This window comes from Coprococcus sp. AM11-30B, assembly GCF_027674365.1.
GTDB lineage: Bacteria > Bacillota > Clostridia > Lachnospirales > Lachnospiraceae > Allocoprococcus > Allocoprococcus comes.
In genome coordinates, this window is sequence record NZ_JAQDVB010000004.1 from 20,865 (window position 1) to 44,534 (window position 23,670).

General features: G+C 45.6%; 20 protein-coding genes. 3 read left to right on the top strand and 17 right to left on the bottom strand.

All coding sequences use genetic code 11. The annotated features are described in order from the left end of the window. Positions 1 to 8: 8 nt before the first annotated feature. Complete coding sequence (locus tag PGU50_RS03040; protein WP_270246105.1) at positions 9 to 1,316, top strand: oligosaccharide flippase family protein; 1,308 nt, start codon at positions 9 to 11, stop codon at positions 1,314 to 1,316. A gap of 97 nt (positions 1,317 to 1,413) precedes the next feature. On the opposite strand, the gene PGU50_RS03045 is transcribed toward PGU50_RS03040, so the two are convergent. From PGU50_RS03045 to PGU50_RS03100, 12 genes are all read right to left on the bottom strand, one after another. After that, positions 1,414 to 1,956: a stage II sporulation protein M gene (locus PGU50_RS03045; protein WP_243002775.1), complete on the bottom strand. Its 543-nt coding sequence runs from the start codon at positions 1,954 to 1,956 to the stop codon at positions 1,414 to 1,416. Between the two features lie 65 nt (positions 1,957 to 2,021). Beyond that, positions 2,022 to 2,561, bottom strand: coding sequence for an NUDIX hydrolase (locus PGU50_RS03050; protein ID WP_008372292.1), 540 nt, complete (start codon positions 2,559 to 2,561; stop codon positions 2,022 to 2,024). 180 nt (positions 2,562 to 2,741) lie between these two features. Beyond that, entirely contained in the window at positions 2,742 to 4,292 is a 1,551-nt protein-coding gene (gene rny / locus PGU50_RS03055; protein WP_008372294.1) for a ribonuclease Y, read from the bottom strand. 72 nt (positions 4,293 to 4,364) lie between these two features. After that, positions 4,365 to 4,976: a regulatory protein RecX gene (locus PGU50_RS03060; RefSeq protein ID WP_055156726.1), complete on the bottom strand. Its 612-nt coding sequence runs from the start codon at positions 4,974 to 4,976 to the stop codon at positions 4,365 to 4,367. An 8-nt stretch (positions 4,977 to 4,984) separates the two neighbouring features. Further along, a complete protein-coding gene (recA, locus tag PGU50_RS03065) occupies positions 4,985 to 6,055 on the bottom strand; it encodes a recombinase RecA (RefSeq protein ID WP_044999002.1) in 1,071 nt (356 codons plus the stop codon). Between the two features lie 393 nt (positions 6,056 to 6,448). Next, complete coding sequence (locus PGU50_RS03070) at positions 6,449 to 7,252, bottom strand: MBL fold metallo-hydrolase (protein WP_055156598.1); 804 nt, start codon at positions 7,250 to 7,252, stop codon at positions 6,449 to 6,451. A gap of 6 nt (positions 7,253 to 7,258) precedes the next feature. Then, positions 7,259 to 7,930, bottom strand: a complete 672-nt coding sequence (locus PGU50_RS03075) for an acyltransferase (protein WP_008372303.1) — start codon at positions 7,928 to 7,930, stop codon at positions 7,259 to 7,261. Next, positions 7,927 to 9,978: a DNA topoisomerase gene (locus PGU50_RS03080; RefSeq protein ID WP_270246106.1), complete on the bottom strand. Its 2,052-nt coding sequence runs from the start codon at positions 9,976 to 9,978 to the stop codon at positions 7,927 to 7,929. Before PGU50_RS03080 ends, PGU50_RS03075 begins: the two co-directional genes overlap by 4 nt. A 115-nt stretch (positions 9,979 to 10,093) precedes the next feature. Further along, positions 10,094 to 12,199 (bottom strand): polyphosphate kinase 1, encoded by a 2,106-nt coding sequence (gene ppk1 / locus PGU50_RS03085; RefSeq protein WP_055248284.1) that lies wholly within the window; start codon positions 12,197 to 12,199, stop codon positions 10,094 to 10,096. 100 nt (positions 12,200 to 12,299) lie between these two features. After that, positions 12,300 to 13,385 (bottom strand): aspartate-semialdehyde dehydrogenase, encoded by a 1,086-nt coding sequence (asd, locus tag PGU50_RS03090; RefSeq protein WP_008372310.1) that lies wholly within the window; start codon positions 13,383 to 13,385, stop codon positions 12,300 to 12,302. 183 nt (positions 13,386 to 13,568) lie between these two features. Beyond that, positions 13,569 to 14,948, bottom strand: a complete 1,380-nt coding sequence (argH, locus tag PGU50_RS03095) for an argininosuccinate lyase (RefSeq protein ID WP_270246107.1) — start codon at positions 14,946 to 14,948, stop codon at positions 13,569 to 13,571. A 76-nt stretch (positions 14,949 to 15,024) separates the two neighbouring features. Continuing rightward, on the bottom strand, positions 15,025 to 15,687 hold the full coding sequence (locus PGU50_RS03100; protein WP_243273116.1) for an epoxyqueuosine reductase QueH: 663 nt from the start codon (positions 15,685 to 15,687) through the stop codon (positions 15,025 to 15,027). A gap of 188 nt (positions 15,688 to 15,875) precedes the next feature. Between PGU50_RS03100 and PGU50_RS03105 the strand changes: the two genes are divergently transcribed. Both PGU50_RS03105 and PGU50_RS03110 read left to right on the top strand, forming a co-directional pair. Then, complete coding sequence (locus tag PGU50_RS03105; protein ID WP_270246108.1) at positions 15,876 to 16,643, top strand: ABC transporter ATP-binding protein; 768 nt, start codon at positions 15,876 to 15,878, stop codon at positions 16,641 to 16,643. Beyond that, positions 16,636 to 17,445: an ABC transporter permease gene (locus PGU50_RS03110; RefSeq protein WP_270246109.1), complete on the top strand. Its 810-nt coding sequence runs from the start codon at positions 16,636 to 16,638 to the stop codon at positions 17,443 to 17,445. Before PGU50_RS03105 ends, PGU50_RS03110 begins: the two co-directional genes overlap by 8 nt. An 88-nt stretch (positions 17,446 to 17,533) precedes the next feature. On the opposite strand, the gene PGU50_RS03115 is transcribed toward PGU50_RS03110, so the two are convergent. Genes PGU50_RS03115 through PGU50_RS03135 form a run of 5 tightly spaced genes read right to left on the bottom strand, consistent with a single transcriptional unit; the run spans position 17,534 to position 23,669 of the window. Further along, positions 17,534 to 18,604: a type IV pilus twitching motility protein PilT gene (locus PGU50_RS03115; protein ID WP_270246110.1), complete on the bottom strand. Its 1,071-nt coding sequence runs from the start codon at positions 18,602 to 18,604 to the stop codon at positions 17,534 to 17,536. 47 nt (positions 18,605 to 18,651) lie between these two features. Further along, positions 18,652 to 20,322 carry a GspE/PulE family protein gene (locus PGU50_RS03120; RefSeq protein ID WP_270246111.1) on the bottom strand — a complete coding sequence of 557 codons (1,671 nt, stop codon included), beginning with the start codon at positions 20,320 to 20,322 and terminating at the stop codon, positions 18,652 to 18,654. Between the two features lie 6 nt (positions 20,323 to 20,328). Continuing rightward, on the bottom strand, positions 20,329 to 21,006 hold the full coding sequence (locus tag PGU50_RS03125; RefSeq protein ID WP_270246112.1) for a hypothetical protein: 678 nt from the start codon (positions 21,004 to 21,006) through the stop codon (positions 20,329 to 20,331). Next, positions 21,003 to 22,430, bottom strand: a complete 1,428-nt coding sequence (locus PGU50_RS03130; protein ID WP_270246113.1) for a hypothetical protein — start codon at positions 22,428 to 22,430, stop codon at positions 21,003 to 21,005. The genes PGU50_RS03125 and PGU50_RS03130 overlap by 4 nt, the downstream gene beginning before the upstream one ends. 45 nt (positions 22,431 to 22,475) lie before the next feature. Next, on the bottom strand, positions 22,476 to 23,669 hold the full coding sequence (locus PGU50_RS03135; RefSeq protein WP_270246114.1) for a type II secretion system F family protein: 1,194 nt from the start codon (positions 23,667 to 23,669) through the stop codon (positions 22,476 to 22,478). Position 23,670 lies beyond the last annotated feature (1 nt).

The window sequence follows — 23,670 nt, forward strand, 5'->3', positions numbered from 1 at the left end:
GAGCTGCTATGTCACAAAAACATTTTCTCCTGAAAGGAACTTTTATCCTTACTGTAGTCGGCATTCTCACCCGTGTAATGGGATTTTTTTACCGTATTTTTCTCAGCAGATCTTTCCCTGCAGAAGAAATCGGTCTGTATCAGCTGATTTTCCCTGTCTACACACTTGCTTATGCTGCAACTTCAGCAGGGATCGAGACGGCTCTGGCGCGCCTGGTTGCCGCCTCTTCTGCAAAAAAGCAGTCTGCAAAAGCTTATTCTTACCTGAAAGCAGCACTGCTTTGTTCTCTTTTTCTTTCCATCTGCTGTCTTTTTCTGTTGCAGAAAAATGCTGTTTTCCTCACCACAGTCATACTTGGTGATCCCCGATGCGCCTCTCTCATCTTCCTGATAGCATATGCACTTCCATTTGCAGCTCTGCACAGTTGCAGCTGTGGTTACTTTCTGGGGCTCAAGCAGATCCGGCTTCCTGCCCTCTCCCAATTATTTGAACAGCTGGTTCGGATCTTTTTTGTTATCTTCCTCTATACAGCCGATGCTCATACCGCTTTTACACCATCTGTCGCAATTGCTGTCCTCGGAATTGTCGGTGGTGAAATTGCAGCCGCTTTTCTTTGCATCCATAAGCTCAGAACTACCGGGCAACCTTTCTCCTCACGCCAGGAGTCTGCTCTTTCTGCCGTTCCTGATCTGCTTTTTTCTGCTCTTCCACTGACCGCAAGCAGAGTCCTTCTGAATCTTTTTCAGAGTCTGGAAGCAATTTCCATTCCGCTTGCCCTGCAAAAATATGGAATGAGTATTTCCGCTTCTCTTAGCACCTACGGAATTCTGACTGGAATTGCCCTTCCCTGCATTTTATTTCCATCTGCCCTCACCAATTCCATCTCCACAATGCTCCTCCCCGAAGTTGCCAGTATGCCGGATGCTCAGAAAAAGCATGCTCTTCCGCAGCTTTTACGGAAAGTTATTTTTTTCTGCCTGTTTCTTGGTTTTGCCTGCCTGCTATTTTTCTTTACCGCATCCGGCTTTATCAGCAGACGGATCTTTCATACACCAGAAGCCGGAAATTATATCTTAACACTAGCATTTATCTGTCCTTTTCTCTATAGTAACACCGCATTGATCAGTGTGTTAAATGGTCTGGATCTTGCCGGAAAAACTTTTCTGATCAATCTGTTCACCCTGGCAGTACGAATCTGTGGTGTTCTGTTTCTGATTCCGCAGTTCGGGATTCTTGGCTATCTGTGGGCACTGCTTGCAAGCCAGCTTCTTACATTTGGCTGCTGCATGTTTCTCCTGATAAAACAAGGGCGATAAAAAACGGCAGAAAGTCCTCTTTACCGAATTGTTCAGTAAGAGGACTTTCTGTCATTTTCTATCACCTAACGCTAAAATGTGGCTGAACACATTCCTGCTATGTAAGAACCTTCACAAACCAGCGGACAATCCCAGGGTTTAAATATACCTCAGACAAAATTCCCGCCACGATCATCATAACAGTAAATCCTGTTTTTGTTCCATTCCATTCACTTTGCGGATAACGATAATAATACCGGATCAATAAAAGATATGCCGGTACATAAAAAATATATTGCGGGAAAATACCGGCAATACACAACAGCATTCCGCAAAGGCCCATCCTTAAAACTGCCGCCACAGACAGTATCCCTGCTGCAAAGCCTGTCCAAAGGAGAATTCCGGCTGCTGTCAGTCTGCGAAACCCCAGATTTGCCACACAGACCGCTAACGCCAGAGGCATCACTCTCCATCTGAGCAGGTACCACAGGTAATCTTCATTTATGATTTTCACCTGTGTATACTGATTTAGAAAATATTCATGGAAAATCCCAGTCATCGTAACATAATTTTTCGCAATAAAATTAGCATATAAGATACCCATTCCAAAACCGATCAGATATAGCATGGGCAGCTGATATTTCTTCCGATAAAATTCCACATTCCGGCCTCCAATAATTTCACATAGTTCATTATATGACCGGAGTTGTCAATTATGCGTTCACTTTATCTGTTATACTTTGCATCATAGGCAAGGATAGCAGCTACAGTCTTGGAATCTTCAATCTTTCCTTCAAAGATCATCTGCTTCAATTCTTCAACCGTATGTGCCTCTACATTCACAAATTCATTCTCATCCAGATGCTGATGGGTACGGATCAGGTTTCGTGCCACATAAACTTCGATTTTTTCGTTGCAAAGTGCTACAGTTGTTCGAAGCGTGATCAGCCATTCCAGATCATCACTGTGATATCCGGTCTCTTCTTCCAATTCTCTTGCCGAACAGTCTCGTCCCGGTTCATCCGCTTGGTCCAGCCCTCCTGCCGGAAGCTCCAGTGTAAAGCGATCCAGTGCATTCCGGTACTGTCTTACCATCAGGAGTCTGCCGTCATCCATCACAGGGATCACAGCAGCAGCCCCTTTGTGGTGGATATAGTCCCACACCTCATGATTTCCATTGGAAAACTCCATATAATCTTTGTATACATCAACAATTGTTCCCTGATATACTCTTTCTCTTTTTACACGTTTGATTTCTTTTTTCATCCGTTTTCCACTTCCTTTTCACACAACTACGAGAAACACGCTCCGCGAGTTTCTCAAGTTATCGCGGCAGTCGCCAAGGTCTCGTGCAAGCGCGGACTTTGGCTCGTTGCTCGCGTAAATTAAATACAGCCATCCAAAAGACCGAATCTTTTGGACGGCTGTCGTTTTCTGATTATCGTGTTATTTAGCATAATCTGTAACACGGGATTCCCGGATTACATTTACTTTAATCTGACCTGGATATTCCAATTCATATTCAATCTGTTTTGAAATATCTCTTGCCAGCAATACCATATCATCATCAGATACTTGTTCTGGAACTACCATTACGCGAATCTCTCTACCCGCCTGAATAGCAAATGACTTCTCAACCCCTTTAAACTGGTTGGTAATATCTTCTAACTGTTTTAATCTGTTTGTGTATGTCTCCAAGGTTTCTCTTCTTGCACCTGGTCTTGCAGCCGAAATCGCATCTGCTGCCTGAACAACGCCTGCAATCAGAGACTGTGGTTCTACATCACCATGATGTGCTTCTACCGCGTTGATAATAAGCGGCGACTCTTTGTATTTTCTACAAAGGTCTACACCAATCTGAACATGTGAACCTTCTACATCGTGATCGATCGATTTACCGATGTCATGTAAAAGACCTGCACGCTTTGCGATACGGACATCCAGCCCGATCTCGCCCGCAAGCAATCCGGATAGCTGAGCAACCTCGATTGAATGCTTCAGTGCATTCTGACCGTAGCTCGTTCTGAACTTCATACGTCCAAGAAGACGAATCAGTTCTGGATGGATGCCGTGTACACCAACTTCAAGTGCTGCTGCCTCTCCTTCTTCGCGCATCATAGTCTCTACTTCTTTCTGCGCTTTTTCAACCATCTCTTCGATTCTTGCAGGATGGATTCGTCCATCTACGATCAAACGCTCCAGTGCAATTCTTGCCACTTCTCTTCGGATTGGATCAAATCCGGAAAGAACAACTGCCTCCGGAGTATCATCAATAATAAGCTCTACTCCTGTCAGTGTCTCAAGAGTACGGATATTCCGTCCCTCTCGTCCGATAATTCTACCCTTCATCTCGTCACTTGGAAGCTGAACTACCGAGATCGTAGTTTCAGCCACATGATCTGCCGCACATCTCTGGATTGCGGTGACAACATACTCTTTCGCCTTCTTGTCAGCCTCTTCCTTTGCACGTGTTTCAAGCTCTTTCACCATCTTGGCAGTGTCATGTTTCACATCTTCTTCAACAGTTTTTAATAGATAATCCTTTGCCTGTTCGGAGGTAAGTCCTGAGATTCTTTCTAGTTCCTGTACTCTTTTCTGGCTGAGTTCTTCAACTTCAGCCTCCCGCTGCTTCATCGCTGTCTCTTTTGCAGTAAATGCAGTCTCTCTCTGCTCAATTGCCGCAGATCTCTTATCCAGAGATTCTTCTTTTGAAAGTACACGCTTTTCATAACGCTGAAGTTCAGCTCTGCGTTCCTTAGTCTCTTTTTCAAGTTCATTCTTTGTCTTGATAGACTCTTCCTTTACTTCCAAAAGTGCTTCCTTCTTCTTTGTCTCTGCTGTCTTCAAAGCATCATCAATAATTTCTCTTGCTTTTACATCAGCGTTCCCAATTTTAGAATTTGCATCGTTCTTCAACTTGGAAACAGTAACAAAATAAGTAACCGGCATTACTACTATAAGCGTAACAACTACAGCAATAATTATAGGTATCAGCACAGGAGCACCTCCTTATTTAGTTTTCATTGTACAAATACAACACTTAAATTCTATACTGTTTTCACAAATATGTCAAGCATTCCAATCGCAAACTTGTATTACTTGACGGATATCTTCGTAACGAAATCCTTTCCGCACCAAATATCCATATATTTTCTGCTTTTCTTTCGGATCCGTACAGGCAAAATCCCAGTGTTTTTTGCGAAGAAGCTCCCGGATTGCTTCCTGATCGGAATGCTCTTCATACATCTCTTCCATGATTTCTTCTGCCCGGTTCATATCCACGCCCTTCTGTCTCAGAAGGGCATAAATCTCCCGTCTGCTCTTTTTATCTTTCCTGCTGTCTATAAAGTTCCGAATGTAGGCGTCATCATTGATATATCCAAATGATTTCACATAGGCAATCGCCGCTTCGGTGATCTCCGATGGATAGCCGCCCAGCTTTAATTTATCTCTGAGCTGGGATTCAGTTCTTGCCATGTCATTCAGCAGGTGCATCGCACGAAGCTTTGCCCGCTTCAAAAGGACTTCTTTGATCTTTGCATAAGTATCCTCTGTCAGTTCACACTCTTCTTTCAGGTGAAAACGGGACAGTTCGCCTTTGTAAACCACAAAGGCGAACTGCTCATCAACAGATACCCGATACTTTGTCTTTGTAACTGGCTCGATTCGGGTAATTCTCATCATATGTTTTATTCTTCCTCATCCATCACTTCTTCAGCATCTGCCGGAGCAGCCTGTGCCGGTTCTTCTGCTTCCTGCCCTTCTGCACCGATTCCGTAATGCGCACGGACTTTTTCTTCAATCTCTTCCATAATCTCCGGATGTGCTGTCAGATAAGACTTTGCATTCTCACGTCCCTGACCGATCTTTTCTCCGTTGTATGCATACCATGCACCACTCTTATTGACCAGATCAATCTTCGTCGCAAGATCCAGGATATCTCCTTCTCTGGAAATTCCTTTTCCGAACATGATATCAAATTCTGCTTCCTTGAACGGAGGTGCAATTTTATTCTTCACGATCTTCACGCGTACATGGTTACCAACCATCTCTCCGCCCTGCTTCAGAGTCTCAGTCCTGCGGACATCCATACGGACAGATGAATAGAACTTCAGTGCCCGTCCACCCGTTGTTGTCTCCGGATTACCGAACATAACGCCAACCTTCTCACGCAGCTGGTTGATAAAGATTACAACACAGTTTGATTTACTGATAACCGGTGTCAGCTTTCTGAGTGCCTGTGACATCAGTCTTGCCTGCAGACCTACATGTGTATCACCCATATCACCCTCAATCTCCTGCTTCGGAACAAGTGCTGCAACAGAATCGACTACGATAATGTCAATCGCACCGGAACGTACCATTGTCTCAGTGATCTCCAATGCCTGATCTCCGCTGTCTGGCTGTGAAATGTAAAGTTCATCAATATCTACACCGATATTCTTCGCATATACCGGATCCAGTGCATGCTCTGCATCGATAAATCCCGCAATGCCGCCTCTTTTCTGTACTTCTGCGATCATATGTAATGCAACTGTCGTCTTACCACTTGATTCAGGTCCATAAATTTCAATAATACGTCCTTTCGGAACGCCGCCAACACCAAGTGCCAGATCCAGACTCAGAGAACCGGTCGGAACCGTCTCAACATGCACCTGTGCCGCCGGATCACCCAGCTTCATAACTGCTCCCTTACCAAAATCTTTCTCAAGCTTTGCAATTGCTGCGTCTAATGCTTTCTTTTTATTCTCATCATTCATTGTGTTATTCGCCATCATTAATCTCCTTATCCCAGATTCTTCGCCCACGCTCTCCATCGAACGAATGTTTGTTCTGGTTCTATATTAGTACATATGTTCTGGTTTGTCAACTACATTTTTAAATCAGATCCACACGTCTCACCTTCCCCGGAGAAGAAACCGAACCCCTCCCGAAAACCTTTCTCGCCCAGATCCCCAAAGCTTCTGACTCCCCCATCATACCACATCTCCCCCTTCCCCCACAACCAGAACACTTCTTCTCGGAAGCCATTGCTGACATAATTTTCGCATTCGGAGGCTCATCGGAATGCCCTGCACAACTAAATCTGTCCGGTTTATTTTATTAAAAGCGCGTCCGTCTTCTATTTTCCCGCAGACCACCCGTCCTGCAATCTAAAGCTCAAACACCTCAAGATCATCCGGTACAAACAACTTCCCGTGATAGTACTCCCGTCCTTCCCGCGTATAAAGCTCTTTCCTCTCCTTAAGATGCATCTCTTCCGTATGATACAGGATCAGATGCGGAATCTGAAGCTCCTCGGCAAGCTGACATGCTTCTTTCACAGTACTGTGGTGCTTTTCATAAGGCTTGAACTTATCTGCTTCTCCATACAGACAGAACGCCTCATGGGTCAGCCAGTCGCTGCCTTTCACAAATTCATAATCTTTCTCATTGTACGGTTCGTCACCGCAGCAGGTAAACTTCACTCCGTTCGGAAGCAGCATCGTAAATCCGAACTGCTTTGCCTTCGTGGAAAAAATATCGAAAAAGGTGACCGGACAGCCAAGGATTTCCTTTGTCTCTCCATGATGCACCGGCACAAAAAGAATCCGGTCATCAAAATATTTCGTCACCTTTTTCTGGATCGTAAGCTCTGCGATCATGCGGATTGATCTTGCCAGCTCTTCATGGCAGTAGATCCGCAGATTCCCCTCATATTTTCCCTGGCCAATCTTCTTCTGCCCGATCATCCGTATCAGCCAGATCACGCCCAGAAGATGATCGATATGTTCATGGGTAATAAAAATATCGTGAATGTCTTCCAGCTGGATCCCGGTGTCTTTTAACACCTTTAAAATACGGTTTCCGCCGCCGGTATCCACCAGAAAATGCCTGTTTCCATCCGAGAGGGCAAAACATGTATTATAGCATTCCGTTACTGTTGCATTTCCCGTTCCAAGTATTGTAAGCTTCATCCGTCATTACTCCTGTCTCATTTCAACCACTTCACCTGCACATTTGTAAATACTTCCTCCCGGCACAAATCCTCTAACCGAAGAAAGTGGATAAATATTGGTATGCGGTCCTACTACACTTCCCGGGTTCAGAATGGTTCCACATCCAACTTCTACATGGTCACCCAGCATCGCGCCGAACTTTTTCATACCGGTCTCGATATTTCCTTCCGGCGTCTTTACAACCACCAGTTTTTTATCGGATTTCACATTAGATGTGATAGAACCTGCTCCCATATGTGACTTGTATCCAAGGATTGAATCCCCCACATAATTATAATGTGGAACCTGTACTTTATTGAAGAGGACCACATTTTTCAGCTCGGTAGAATTTCCGACAACCGCCCCTTCTCCTACGATCGCATTTCCACGGATAAACGCACAGTGTCTTACCTCTGCGTCCTTTCCGATGATCGCCGGACCGCCGATAAATGCAGTCGGTGCAACCTTTGCGGATCTGGCAACCCACACATTTTCTCCACGTTTTTCATACTCTTCTTCCGGAAGAGACGCACCCAGTTCCAGGATAAAACTGCTGATTTTCGGAAGTACTTCCCACGGGTAGGTCACTCCTTCAAACAAATCCTTTGCGATCGTCTCTTCCAGCGTATACATTTCTTTAACCGTCATTTCTTTCATTCTTTCTTTCCTTTCGATGCTCTGCCTTTGGTTTCTTTTTTATAAAATGCTGCTGCCCTGTCATAGCAGCTTCTTAACTGATACTGGTTATTCAGTCCCAGTACTCCGTTGGTTCTGCTAACAATAAAATGATCCAGTTTTGTCATATATTCATCCGATGTAATTTCTCCCTCTGCCACATAGTTAAGCCCCTTTTCCCAGCTTGCCGTCAGCTCCGGATTCAGAAGTGAACGGATAGAATTCAACACCACATCATAGATCATTTCTCCAAGAAGCGTCGGTGTGATCACCTGCGTCTTTTTATTCAGTGCCAGATATTTGATATTGAAGAGCTTTTTCAGGATCTCCGCCCTGGTCGCACTGGTTCCGATCCCGCTTCCTTTGATCTGCGCACGAAGTTCCTCATCCTCGATCAGCTGACCTGCATTTTCCATCGCAAGGATCATGGAACCGGAATTGTATCTCTTCGGCGGTGAAGTTTCTCCCTCTTTGATATCCAGTGATTTCACATCCAGGATATCACCTTTTTTTAACTTCTGGATGGATGCAAAAAATGCGGCATCCAGATCCACATTGTTATCACTTCCATCTCCTTCCGCGTCATTTCCATTTGCATTTTTCTTTGGTGCAGGGACCCCTGCCACCTTCAGATATCCTTCTTCCGCAAGTACACGGAAGTTGGAGAAAAACTGTTCTTTTCCGATCTGTGTTACCAACGCCACTTTCTGATAAACTGCCGGAGGATAGAAGATACTCAGAAACCTCCGGACGATCACATCATACACATGATGAGCCGTTGCAGATACCGAATTCAATGCGGAAAGTCCCTGTCCTGTCGGGATGATCGCATAATGATCCGTGATCTGCTTGTCATTGACATAACGCGTCTTTGCCAGATTTTTATATGCTCCGTAATGCAGAATATCCTGCATATATGGTGCAGCCATCTGGTATTTACTCAGCCCGTTCAGGTTCTTTGTGATCTCCTTTGATACTGCCGTCGAAAGCACTCTGGCGTCTGTTCTCGGATAGGTGACAAGCTTCTTCTCGTAAAGCTCCTGCACAATGCGGAGCGTTTCATCCGGACTGATCTTGAACCGTTTGGAGCATTCGTTCTGAAGTTCTGCAAGGTTAAACAGAAGTGGCGGATTCTTTTTCTCTTTTTTCTTTTCGATGGATACAATCCGGCAGGTAAGAGGGGATGTTCCCTCTTTCAAAACAGCTATCAGCTTTTTGGCCTCCTCTTTCTCTTTAAATCCATTCTCTTTGTAGAGCTTTGGAGACTCAAAATAAGCCGAACCTTTCACTGCACGCCACTCACCGGTAAAAGTATGTCCGTCTACATTTACCGATTCGATCACACGATAGAACGGCGTTTTAACAAATTCACGGATCTCCCGTTCCCGCCTTACGACCATTCCAAGGACACAGGTCATCACACGTCCGACAGATACAACCGTGTATTTATTCCCAAGATAATTTGAAATGCTGTTTCCATATTTGAGTGTCAGAAGTCTGGAAAAGTTGATTCCCATCAGATAATCTTCCTTCGCACGGAGATAAGCCGAAGCTGACAGATTATCGTATTCTGACAAATCCTTCGCCTCACGGATTCCTCTGAGGATCTCTTCCTCCGTCTGGGAATCGATCCACACACGCCGGCGTTCTTTCCCTTTTACGCCTGCCATCTGTTCCACCAGACGGTAAATGTATTCTCCTTCTCTTCCCGAGTCGGTACAGACATAAATCCGGTCTACGTCCTTCCTGGTCAGTATTCCTTTTACGATCTCAAACTGCTTCTTTACTCCCGGTATCACCTCATAGAGAAATTCCTGCGGAATGAATGGCAGTGTCTGCAAAGACCATCTCTTATACTTTTCATCATATACTTCCGGATAACTCATCGTGACAAGATGACCAACACACCAGGTTACGATCGCCTCATCTGATTCCAGATATCCGTCTTTTCTTTTCAAATTCAAATGCAGTGCCTTGGCAAATTCCTGTGCCACACTCGGCTTTTCTGCAATATATACCAATTTACCCATATAATAATTTTGTACTCCTGTATTTTCACGCTATAGCAACTCTCACAGCGTTTAAAAAGTGAAGCTGATACCAGCTCCACTTTTTTATCATATCATATTCAGAACATAAAACAAATTATTTTCTTCGAAAAATCTTCCGGATTTTATCAACGAAGCTTTGTTTTGTCCGTCCTTCCGGATGTCTGACGGTGATTGCTTCACGCATAAAATATTCCTGGGAATTGACTTTTGAAGTTCCTTTTTCTTTCATGTAGTATTTGCCGTCACTCTTTAATTCCCGCGCTTTTACATTGTCCGCAAGCATGATCTTCAGCATATGTGTCAGCTGTTTCCTGATAGTTTCATCGTAAACCGGACATGCCACTTCCACGCGTTTTTCCGTATTACGCGTCATCATATCTGCGGAACCGATATAGATTTTCTGATCCGCTCCGGTTCCAAAAAGGAAAATACGCGGATGCTCAAGATAACGTCCGACAATACTGGTCACACGGAGATTCTCTGTGTACCCTTTGACTCCCGGAAGAATACAGCAGATCCCACGGACGATCAGATCCACCTTCACCCCTGCATTCGATGCCTCGGAAACCTTCTGGATAAAATCTACATCCGTCACAGAATTCATCTTCATGATGATCCGTCCGTTCGTTCCCTTTTTGATCTCCTCGTCCATCAGTGAAAGCACCTTTGGTTTCAGACTGGTCGGTGAAACAATAATGTGCTGATAGCTTCCATTGAGATTGCCAATGGACATATTCTTGAAGAAGACGGCTGCATCCTCTCCGATTCCCTTATCCGCTGTGATCAGCGACACATCCGTATACATCGTCGCTGTCTTTTCATTGTAGTTTCCGGTTCCCACCTGCGTAATGTACTCGATATTGTTGCGGTTCCGGTAAGTGATCAGACAGATCTTGGAATGCACCTTATAACCTTCAAATCCATAAATCACACGGCATCCTGCTTCTTCCAGACGTTCGGACCAGTCAATATTGTTCTGTTCATCGAATCTGGCTCTCAGCTCGATCAAAACCGTAACCTCTTTGCCGTTCTCGGCCGCTGCACATAAGTACTCTACCAGCCGTGCCTTCTTTGCCAGACGGTAGATTGTGATCCTGATCGTAAGAACGGTCGGATCATAAGCCGCTTCCTTGATCATACGCAGAAACGGATCCATACTCTCATACGGATAAGAAAGAAGTATATCTTTTTTCTTTACCTGCGGAATCACTTTTCCATCCGTCAGATAGCGGGACGGCTGCGGAGTAAACGGTTCGTCGATCAGAGAACGTTTCAGCGATGCCGGAACCTTATCCATAATCGAAAAAATATAATCCAGCTTCATCGGCATCTTGGTCCGGTAGATCTGTGCCGGTGTGATCTTAAATTTGTCACAGAAATACTTTTCCAGTTCCTTATCCAGCGGCTCCGCTGTCTCCATGCGGACTACTGCCATTCTGCGGCGCTTGTGAAGGGTTTCCTGCATCAGCAGGCGGAAATCATCATTGATCTCCAGTGCCTCATCGTCCGGCGACACATCTGCATTCCTTGTCACGCAGATATAATTCTTGTTCGATACCTCGTATTTGTCGAACACCACATCCAGATATTCCATGATCACCTTTTCCATACGGATATAACGGATATCATGGCCCGGAAGATATAAAATATCTGACACAAACTGTGGAACCGGTACGATTCCAATCATGGAAGTTCCATTTTGCTTCAGACTTGCGATCACATACAGTTCCTTATTGAGCAGATGTGGGAATGGATGATTGGCATCCACGATCTGTGGAGACAGGATCGGTAGGATCTGGTCTTTGAAGTACTTTTTCACATACTTCTTTTCCTGCTGCTCCAGCTCTTTTATCGATAGTCCACAGACACCGTATGGATTCAGCAGCTTCTTGATCTCCGAGTAAGTCTTGTCCCGCTCTTTATACAATGGTGCTACAGCCGCAAAGATTGCATCCAGCTGCTCTTTCGGATTCATCCCCGAACGGCTGTCGATCGTGCTGTTATCCGTAAGCGACATATCATACAGGCTTCCTACGCGGATCATAAAAAATTCATCCAGGTTGCTTGTAAAAATGGATACAAACTTCATTCTTTCAAGAAGGGGTACTGAAGAATCCTTTGCTTCCTCCAGTACCCTCTGATTGAACTTCAGCCAGGACAGTTCTCTGTTCTGTGTATAGTTCTGCATTTCTTTTTTCATATTAGCCCACCTTCACTCTTCCTTTACACTGGTATAATTTCATTCTACCACTGAATCAGAAGAAAGAAAAGTTAACTTCTTTTAAACTTTCCTGCAAAAGCTATTTCTTTGTGATAAAGCCTTTTGCAGTCAGTGTCTCAGCACAGAGAACAGCTCCTCCTGCCGCACCGCGGACTGTATTGTGGGAAAGTCCGATAAATTTATAATCGTAAAGGGAATCTTCTCTGAGTCGTCCGATAGAAATTCCCATTCCGTTCTCATAATCTACATCCAGTTTCACCTGCGGACGGTTGTCTTCTGTCATATAGCGGATGAACTGCTTCGGTGCACTCGGAAGCTCTGCTTCCTGCGGGAAGCCTTTGAAACTTTCCAGTTTTTCGATCAGCTGCTCTTTGGTTGGTTTCTTTTCAAAATTGATAAATACGGCAGCGGTATGTCCGTTAAGAACCGGTACACGTACACACTGGCATGTGATCTTCGGAGAATCTGCTTTTACGATCTGTCCATTTTCAACTCTGCCAAGAACACGAAGCGGTTCCTGCTCGCTCTTTTCTTCTTCTCCACCAATGAATGGAATGATATTTTCTACCATTTCCGGCCAGTCTTTAAAGGTCTTTCCTGCACCTGAAATTGCCTGGTAGGTTGTAACAACCAGTTCTTTTGGTCCGAATTCTTTCCATGCTGCAAGGCAAGGCGCATAGCTCTGGATCGAACAGTTTGGTTTTACTGCGATAAATCCTCTTGTAGTTCCAAGACGCTTTTTCTGGTCTTCGATGACTGCAAAATGTTCTGGGTTTACTTCCGGGATTACCATCGGTACATCCGGTGTCCATCTGTGGGCACTGTTATTAGATACAACCGGTGTCTCTGTCTTTGCGTATGCTTCCTCGATCGCACGAATCTCATCTTTTGACATATCAACTGCACTGAATACAAAGTCAACTGTCTTTGCAACTTCTTCTACTTCGTTGACATTATGTACAACGATCTTCTTGACTGCTTCCGGCATCGGAGTGTCCATTTTCCAGCGGTCTCCGACTGCTTCTTCATATGTCTTCCCTGCGGAACGCGGGCTTGCAGCCAGTGTTACTACCTCAAACCACGGATGATTTTCCAGCAGAGAGATAAATCTCTGTCCTACCATTCCTGTTGCACCAAGAATACCTACTCTTAATTTCTGATCCATTTTTATGTCCTCATTTCCTGTTTTGTCTTTTTAATGCGCACATTTGTACGCGTGATTTGTATATCATAGCGCATTTTCCGACATTTTTCAACCCTGACAATTGAAAAACTATGTCTACTTATTAACGCTCATGTTACTGTTCCCAGTACCTGTGACCAGCAATGCTCATTTTCCTTATAACGATTAGCACTCTTCCAGATATGCTTCGTGAAGCGCGATCACCTTTTTCATAGCTTCCGGTCCAGGTGCACCGATCGTATTTCTCTTATTGACACAGGTCTCCATGCTGATCGCATCATAAATATCTTCTTCAAATACCGGAGAGATCTCCTTATATTCTTCCAGTGACATATCATCTAACGCAATCTTCTTATCGATGCAATAAAGTACCAGCTTTCCTACGATTCCATGTGCATCACGGAACGGTACCCCGTGATTTACCAGATAGTCAGCTGCATCTGTTGCGTTGGTAAATCCGTGTCTGCAGCTTTCCAGCATACGTTCTTTGTTGAACTTCATGGTTGCGAGCATTCCGGTAAATAAAGCCAGGCATCCTTTCACGGTATCGATGGCATCAAATACCAGCTCTTTGTCCTCCTGCATATCTTTATTGTAAGCAAGCGGAATTCCTTTCATTGTAGTCAGGATCGAAGACAGTGCACCGTATACACGTCCTGTCTTTCCACGAACAAGTTCCGCAATATCCGGATTCTTCTTCTGTGGCATGATACTGCTTCCGGTGCTGTAGCTGTCATCGATATCGACAAACTGGTATTCATTGGAATTCCAGATGATCACTTCTTCTGAGAAGCGGCTTAAATGCATCATAATCGTAGATAGAGCACTCATCAGCTCGATCAGATAATCACGGTCCGATACCGAATCCATACTGTTCAGTGTCGGTCCGTCAAATCCGAGAAGCTCTGCGGTGTATGCTCTGTCCAGATCATAAGTAGTTCCTGCAAGTGCTCCGGATCCAAGCGGACAGGTATTCATTCTTTTGTAAATATCTTTCAGACGCATATGGTCTCTTTTGAACATTTCAAAATAAGCGCCCATATGATGTGCCAGTGTGATCGGCTGCGCTTTCTGCAGATGGGTAAATCCAGGCATGATCGTCTCGGTGTTGTCCTTCATGATCGCAAGAAGTTCGCGGAGCATATCCACAACCAGTCCCTGCAGTGCGGTGATCTCACTTCTTGTATAAAGCTTCATATCCAGTGCAACCTGGTCATTACGGCTTCTTCCGGTATGCAGCTTCTTTCCTGCATCTCCGATCCGGTCGATCAGATTTGCCTCTACAAAACTGTGGATATCTTCGTATTCCTCTGTAATCTCAAGCTTTCTGCTCTCTACATCCCTGCGGATGCTTTCCAGTCCGTCCAGAATCTGCTGCTTCTCATCGTCTGTCAGGATCCCCTGCTTTGCAAGCATCATAACATGCGCCTTGCTGCCCTGGATATCCTGCTCATAAAATCGTTTATCAAATGAAATGGACGCATTGAAATTATAAACCAGTTTGTCGGTTTCTTTCGTAAAACGTCCTCCCCATAACTGTGCCATAGCTTTCCCTCTTTTCTTCAACGTAATTCTGTGCTTTAGTGTACCATAGAATGTCGGATTCTGTAAAGTTCCCCTCTTAACTTTTCACAGAACTTTCCTCTTCCTCCCGAAGTTTCTTTTCCCGTTCTCTCTGATTTTTGGAATAAATACAGCCACAATAGTCCTGGCGGTAAAGTCCGTAAATCTTTGACAGCTCGGTTGAACGCTTATATCCATTTCTCTTTTTAAAATCCGAAACCAGATAAGCCACTCCATATTCCCCGGCAAGCCGCTCACCAATCTCATTCAGCTTCTGTGCATTTTTCAGCGGACTGATGGAAAGGGTTGTGGTGAAATAATCATATCTGCCTTCTTTTGCAAATCTCGCAGCTTCCCGGAGTCTGAGCTCATAACACCTGAAGCACCGCTCTCCACCTTCCGGAATCATCTCCAGTCCCTTCGCCATCTCGTAAAATTTTTCACTGTCATAATTTCCCGCCTGAAAATGGATCGTATGTTTCGCCGGAAGCTCACGGATCAGCTTCTCCTGTTCGTGGATCCGTTTTTCAAATTCGGATTCCGGAAAAATATTCGGATTGTAATAAAAAACCGTAATTTCAAAATATTCCGACAGATATTCCAGCACATAACTGCTGCATGGTGCACAACAGCTGTGAAGGAACAGACGTGGAACCTTCTTTTCCGATACGATCAGTTCTATCTTTTTATCCAGTTCTTTCTGGTAATTCTTTTTCTGCATCTGTTCATCTCTCCTCATATTGCAGATTTGTTTCTTATTATAGTGCAGCTGTTCTCTTCGCACAATATCTTTTCTGCTCTGTTTTTCTTTTTCCGCTCCATTCCAGCCAGATGCACACACGCTTTTTTTTATTTCTCATAAACTGTAAGTAAAAGACTTATGATCGTTTCTGTATCTGGAGGATTATCATGCAATATGCACTGGAACTGAAAAACGTTCATTATGCTTACCATACACTGGAAGGAGAAACCTACGCCCTGAAAGACATCACCTTTTCGGTCCGCGAAGGGGAATTTATTGCTCTGGTCGGTCCCTCCGGGTGCGGAAAATCTACACTGCTCCACCTGATTGCGGGTCTTCTCACCCCGGAAAAAGGTCTCATCAAAATAAACGGCAGCTATCATCCGGACAATACTTCCGGCATCGGATATATGCTGCAAAAGGATGAACTTCTTGAGTGGCGTACCATCTATCAGAACGTTCTTCTCGGTCTCGAGATCCAGCATGCACTGACTGCCCGTTCCCGCGCACTGGCAAGAGCCCTTCTTACACAATACGGCCTGAATGCCTTTGCAAATGCAAAACCATCCGAACTTTCCGGAGGAATGCGCCAGAGAGCCGCGCTGATCCGCACGCTGGTCCTGAAGCCGGATATCATGCTTTTGGATGAACCCTTTTCTGCCTTGGATTATCAGACCCGGTTAAATGTCAGTGATGATATCGGGCAGATTATCAAAAAAGAGAAAAAAACAGCGATCCTCGTCACCCATGACCTTGCCGAAGCGGTCAGTCTTGCTGACCGGATCCTTGTTCTCACAAGCCGTCCGGCAACCATTGGGCAGACGGTCAATGTTTCCTTTTCTGATCCGGGACTTTCCCCGCTTGCCCGCCGCAATACCCCGGAATTTAAGACTTATTTCAATCTGATCTGGAAGGAGCTGAACCCGGATGAATGAACTTTCAAAAAACCAGCTGCATTACCTGAATATGCACCGCAGGCATAAACGGATCATTGTTGTTTCCAGAATCTCCATCTTGCTTGCCTTTCTCTTCCTTTGGGAATTTGCCGCAAATACAGGGCTAATCGACTCTTTCATTTTCAGCAGTCCTTCCCGGATTGCCCTGTGTTTTCTCGAAATGACCGGTGACGGCAGTATTTTCCGTCATATCGGAGTGACGCTTTACGAAACCCTAGTCAGTTTTATCCTGGTGATCTTCTTCAGCCTTTTTGTCACCGTCCTTCTCTGGCTCTTCCGGAAGCTTTCGGAAATCCTGGAACCTTATCTGGTGGTGCTGAACAGCCTGCCAAAATCTGCTCTTGCCCCGCTGCTCATCGTCTGGCTCGGTGCAAACCGCACAACGATCATTATAGCCGGAATGTCGGTTGCGATCTTCGGGAGCATCCTGAACCTCTATTCCGAATTTTCCGAAGTGGATCCGGATAAGATCATGCTCATCTACACCCTTCACGGAAACCGGCTCCATGCTCTCTCCAAGGTAGTGATCCCAAGCTGCATTCCGGCGATCATCAGCACCATGAAGGTCAATATCGGGCTCTGTCTGGTGGGCGTGATCATCGGAGAATTTATCGGCGGCAGGGAAGGACTTGGCTATATGATCATCTACGGCAGTCAGGTCTTCAAGCTCGACTGGCTGCTGATGAGCATCTGCATCCTCTGCGTGATCGCCATGCTGCTATACGCACTGATCGGACTGGTTGAAAAATGGTATCTGAGCCGGTGTAAGATTTCCGGATGATCTTACCCAAATCATAACGGAGCAGTACCCACCGGATTTCCTCCGTGGTACTGCTCCACTTTTCTGTTATGATTTTCCGGCTCCGTCCTTACAGATACTGCTGGATCTCCGCCTTATTATTCGTATAAGCAAGCGCATTTTCTCTGGAAATATAGCCCTGCTTTACCAGTCTTGACAGATCCATATTCAGGGTATGCATCGCTGCATTTCCACTCGTCTGCATGATACTTCCAATCTGATGTGTCTTTCCCTCTCTGACCAGATTCAGGATCGCATCCGTACCGATCAGAAGCTCCGTCGCTGCCACACGCGTCATACCGTCCTCGCACGGGATCAGGCACTGGCTGATAATCCCCTTTAAGGTCCCGGCAAGCTGGATACGCACCTGATTTTGTCCACTGGTCGGGCAGACATCAATAATACGTTCCACCGTCTGCGTCGCACCGGTCGTATGCAGTGTTGATAGCACCAGATGTCCCGTCTCTGCTGCAAGAAGTGCTGCCTGGATCGTCTCATAATCACGCATCTCTCCCACCAGGATCACATCCGGATCTTCACGGAGTGCACTGCGAAGTGCCGCTGCAAAGCTTTCCACATCTTCTCCTACCTCCCTCTGATGGATCAGAGACTTTTTATTCTCATAGACATACTCAACCGGATCTTCAATCGTAATAATATGGCGATCACTGACCTGGTTCATATGCTCGATCATTGCCGCAAGTGTGGTTGATTTTCCACTTCCGGTCGGACCTGTCACCAGGATCAGACCGCGCGGCTCTTCTGCCAGCTGATAAAGAAGCGTTGGCATCTTCAGTTCTTCCAGCGACGGAATATGCGCGTTCAGAAGACGGATCGTTGCCGCCACCTTCTTCTGCTGACGAAACACATTGACCCTCTGACGATGACCGTCTGAAGTACGGATCGCAAAATCCGCATCCTTGCCCGCATCAAACAGTTTTCTCTGACGCTCACTTAAAATGTCCGTCAGCATCTCTGCCATTTCTTCTGACGGTATCTGTGCCTCTGCCTGGATCAGGCGTCCGTTGACACGGTACCAGATCGGCATTCCTTCCGAAAGATGGATGTCCGAAGCCTTTTTTTCTCTTGCCTCACGGATGATCGTATCTATTTTTTCCTGACTGCTTCCAAGTTGTGACATTTCTTCTTTCCTCCATCTTCCCCGTTCTGCTAAAAAGCAGAATTGCTTTATTCGTAACTGATCTTGAGCAGTTCTTCCGGCGTTGTCTTCCCTTCCTTCACAAGAATCAGTCCACTTTCCTTCAGCGTCCGCATATGCTGCACTTCTCTTGCATATCGGTTGATCTCCTCGATCGTTGTATGATTGATGATCATCCTCCGGATATCATTGTTGATCGCAAGGACTTCATGAACTGCGATCCGACCTTTATATCCGGTGTTATTACACTTGGTACATCCGGTTCCCCTTGTAACCACACGCACATCCTCTCCAAGGAAAAGACGTTCCTGTTCGGTTGTCTCCATCTGTCTTGCACAGTGCGGACACACCTTTCTAACCAGTCTCTGCGCCACAAGTCCGACAAGAGAATTGGCAACCAGATATGTCTCCACGCCCATGTCTTCCAGACGGACAATACTGGATACCGCATCATTGGTATGAAGGGTACTTAAAACCATATGTCCTGTGATCGCAGCCCGGACCGATGTTCCGGCAGTCTCACCGTCACGAGTCTCCCCGACCATGATGATATCTGGATCCTGACGCATCAGGGCACGCAGTCCCACATCAAAGGTCAGACCGGCAACCGGATTAACCTGCGTCTGGTTGATATCCGGCAGGTTCTTTTCCACCGGATCCTCAATCGTGGAAATATTGACATGTCTTCCGGACAGATAATCCAGCACCATATAAAGTGTCGTTGATTTTCCACTTCCGGTCGGTCCCGTAATATAAATAATTCCATTCGGATAATTCAGCATCGGCAAAAACTGATTATAACTGAAATCATCCATTCCAAAATGATCCGCATGCTCCAGATGTCCGGTCGCTGCCATGATACGAAGAACCGCTTTTTCCCCAAACACTGTCGGCAAAACAGAAACACGGATATTGACAAAACTGTCATTGATCTTGACACGGAAATGTCCGTCCTGTGGGATTCTCTTCTCTGCGATATCCAGATTGGACAGGATCTTGATACGGGCGATCAATGGTGCATGGATATTTCTCTGGATCGTAACATATTCCATGATCACACCATCGATACGCATACGGACTTTTGTCTCTTTTTCAAATGGCTCAATATGAATATCACTCGCCTCGGTTTTGATCGCACGCTCGATCAGCGAGTTTAAAAGCCGGATGATCGGTGCCTCATCATCGGAATCATCCAGGTCTTCGATCTCCAGTTCCTCCGTTGTCGCAAATCCCACATTCGCCTGCTCTGCCGCATTCCGCGCATTGACTTCCGCATAATAGTAGGAAATCGCCTTGCGCAGCGGTACTTCCTCACTCAAATAGATCTCCAGCTGACATCCGGTCTGCTGCTTGACTTCTTCCAGTGCGAAATAATTTAGTGGATCATTAGTGACAAGTCCCAGTACTTTTCCTTTCAGACTGACCGGAAGGAAAAGATTTTTTTCCGCAAGCTCTCTCGAAATCATCCCTACTGCCTGCAGATCGACCTGGATCTGTGATACTTCTACAATTTCCAGGTTCAGTCTGTTCGCCAGTGCTTCAAGTACCTGATTTTCCGTGACAAATCCCAGTTCCATCAGAATCTGTCCAACTCGCATCTCTCTATGTTCTTTCTGATAGGCAAGTGCCTGTGACATCTGCTCTCCGGTCACATAACCCTTTTCTTCCAGGATTTCTCCGATTCTCAGATTCTTTTTCACGTTCGCTTACTCTCCTTTAGTATTACTAAGTTCTCCACAGGTGTATACAGCCAGTACACAATTACAATTCATCTGCTCTGTCTTCTGCAGGCTGCTGTCCACATAAGTGCCGGACTGCATATCAAAAGAACGCACCTGGATTCCCGGATAGTTCTTCGCAATATCATCCAGAAGTTCCCGGATCTGCGCTTCCTGCCCCTGCAGGGTGATCGTAACCGTCGTCGTATTCACATACTGAACATACGGAAGTGTACTCTGCGACTCTTCTGCAGAAGAATCTTCTGCAGAATCATCTGAAGCTTCAGAAAACTGATATGCCGCCGGAACACCTGCCACCGGATCTTCAATATTCAAATACACCGGAAACAGATCATGTTTCAGTGCAAGCCCTGTAATCAGGGAATCGACCTCCCGGTTTTCCATCAGGTCATAAAAACCTTCCTGTGCTTTTTTCAGATTTTCTTTCTGCGTCACGATTTTCTTCTCTGTCGACGCCTTACTGCTGATCGTATACTGCATTTCCTGCTTCTCGATCGTCAGGTCGTCTTTTTTTGCCACCAGATCCTGATGTTTTTCCATTCCCGGAAAGATCAGAAAACGCGCCATGAAAAAGAGGATCAATACACAGGCAAGCACCTTTAAAAGTACCACGTCACCTGGTTTTAATTCCATATCGATTTTCACTGATCCTCACCTCCTGTCTCTGCTCCCTTTAATACACAGGAAAGCATCAGCGAATATTCTCCGTCATCGTAAGAATATCCACTGTAATTTACCGTTGAAAACAGCCCTGTCTCGGAAAGTTTTCTTACATACGCCGGAATATCAATGACCGCCGAGCTGACCGCATTAAACGTAAGCTCTCCCGTCTCGGAATCCATCGTCTTAATCTGGACTGTCATGGCACTTCCACCCACATCCACGATCTTCGCGATCATCTCCGCATCCAGATCCGGATAGGTTGCCAGATTGGATTTCATCTGTTCGACCTGATTCTGTGTGAAATCCAGCCGGTCGCTCTCTTCCCGGACCGCATTTGCTTCCTGATATTCGCTCTGAATCTGTGGATCGTTGATCCAGTCTTCAATTTTCTCGATGTTGTGAGATTCTGCATAATTCCAGATCGTCACTGCGATCACTGCCACAAGGCATATACCAAACGTAATCGCCGGAAACATCAGATGCTTTGCAAGACTTTCTTTTTTCAGGACACCATCCGTGCCCTCTCCTTTCCAGACTTTGTTTAAATTGATCTCTTTTTGCCTGGTACTGACCATGGCACCAATGCAGATCAGCCAGTCATCCACTTTTTCTGAAGGGTCAAAATCAAATTCTGCCTCTAACGGCTCTACTTCCAGATTCATCGCATGGATTCCGTCCTCACTGACTTCAAAATCATCCGTACTGCATCCGGCGTAAAATACTTTTGTGAGCGGCACATCAGATTTTGTGGTGGAATAGAACTGCAGAATACCTGAAATATTCCGCACGATCTCCGTACCAAAATCCAGAGTTCCTCTCTCACTGAAGATACGGCTTCTCGTAGAATACATATACTGACCTTCCCGGAACAGAATGCTCGTCACACTTCCTTCTTCAAACAGGAGAACGATCTCAGTATCATTCTGGTAGGATTTCAACTGTCCTAATGTATTCAGATAACACTCCATCGGAACAGAAATCCACTGAGCCGAAATCCCGACCGCTTTTGTCAGCTCACGGATCTTTTTCAGGACATCCTCTTCCGCGCCTCCGCAGCACAGACAGATTCCTTTCTTTCTGTCTGCTTTGATCACCGCATAATCCTGTACCCAGTCACTGCCATTTTCCGCCATGACATTCTCCGCCAGCCTGGTAAGCTGTCTTCCCCTGGCATAAGGGATCTGCGTTACTCTGGCAGATGAGTAGGATGCCGGAAGCACCAGTCTCACCTGGGATGGGTTGTGTTTCTTTTTATATTTATCCAATGCCTCTTTCCACTGTTCAAAAGGATCCCCAAATACATCGATCGGTATCCGTTCTACCTTCTGGATCTTTGGTGATTTGCCTGCCTTTCCTTCAGCAGCAAGAATACATTCATCCTGCAAAACGATGACGGTATCGCTCATCTTGTTCCTCCTTTGTATCTAAACTCCGCTTCCTGTAATCACCTGCTATGCATTCTCAATTGCTGCATAAGACTGATAGATTGGAAGCATGACTGCAATCATAATAAATCCGACGATCAGCGCCATGAAAATGATCAGGATCGGTTCCAGTAATGTAACCATTTGCTTTGTCGCCTGCTCTGCCTCTTCTTCCATGGACACGGCAATTGAATCCAACATCACATCCAGCCGTCCACTTTCCTCACCGACCAGGATCGTACTGGCAAGTTTTTTCATCAGTCCATCCACCTGCCTGAGTGCCCGTGAAAGCGGCACACCACTCCGGACCTCGGTCACAACTTCTTCAAACTGTTCCTCGATATAGACATTGCCGATCGTTTTCCCGGCAACACTGATCGCAAGTGCAATCGGCATACCACTGGAATACAGACTGCTTAAAGTACGGGCAAAACGTGCCGTATAGACAACTTTGAAAAGTTTTCCAAATATTGGAAGATGAACCTTCCGGTAATCGATCTGGTGTCGGACTGCCGGGATTCCCATAATAATCCGGACCAGTGCATAAACAATCACTACGATCAGGATCGCAAGATACCATTTCTTTGTCAGAAAATCCGAAGCTGCGATCAGAACAGTCGTCACCCACGGAAGGCTGTCCATCTGATCAAACAAAGACTGGAACTGTGGCAGAATAAAGGTAACGATCAAAATTGCAATCGCCACACACAGCACCAGAAGAATGCAAGGATAAGTCATTGCAGAACGGACCTGCTGTGTCAGCTTATAATCTTTCTCATACTGCACGGCAAGACGGTCTGTTACCTGATCAAGATTTCCGCTTCCCTCTCCTGACCGGAGCATTCCGATCATCAGATCCGGGAAGCATTGTTTGGACTCCATCGCCTCTGAAAGAGGAACCCCTTTTCTTAGATCCAGAAGTACATCTTTGTAGATCTCCTTTTCTTTTGGATCCAGTCCTTCCTGATCCGCCAGAATATCCATAGCACGCACAAGGCTGACACCAGATGCCAGAAGCGTAGAAAGCTCCCGGCAAAATGCTGCCAGCTGTTTTGCCTTTAATTTCTTATATTCTTTTCCTTTTGTCAGGTTCTTCGATTCTACCAGAAACAGTTCCTGTTCCCGAAGCTGTTGGATCAGTGCCGCCTCTGAAGTCGCCTCTGTCGTTCCTCTGTAGGTTTTTCCGCCCATGTCTTTTGCGACATATCGAAATTTCGCCATC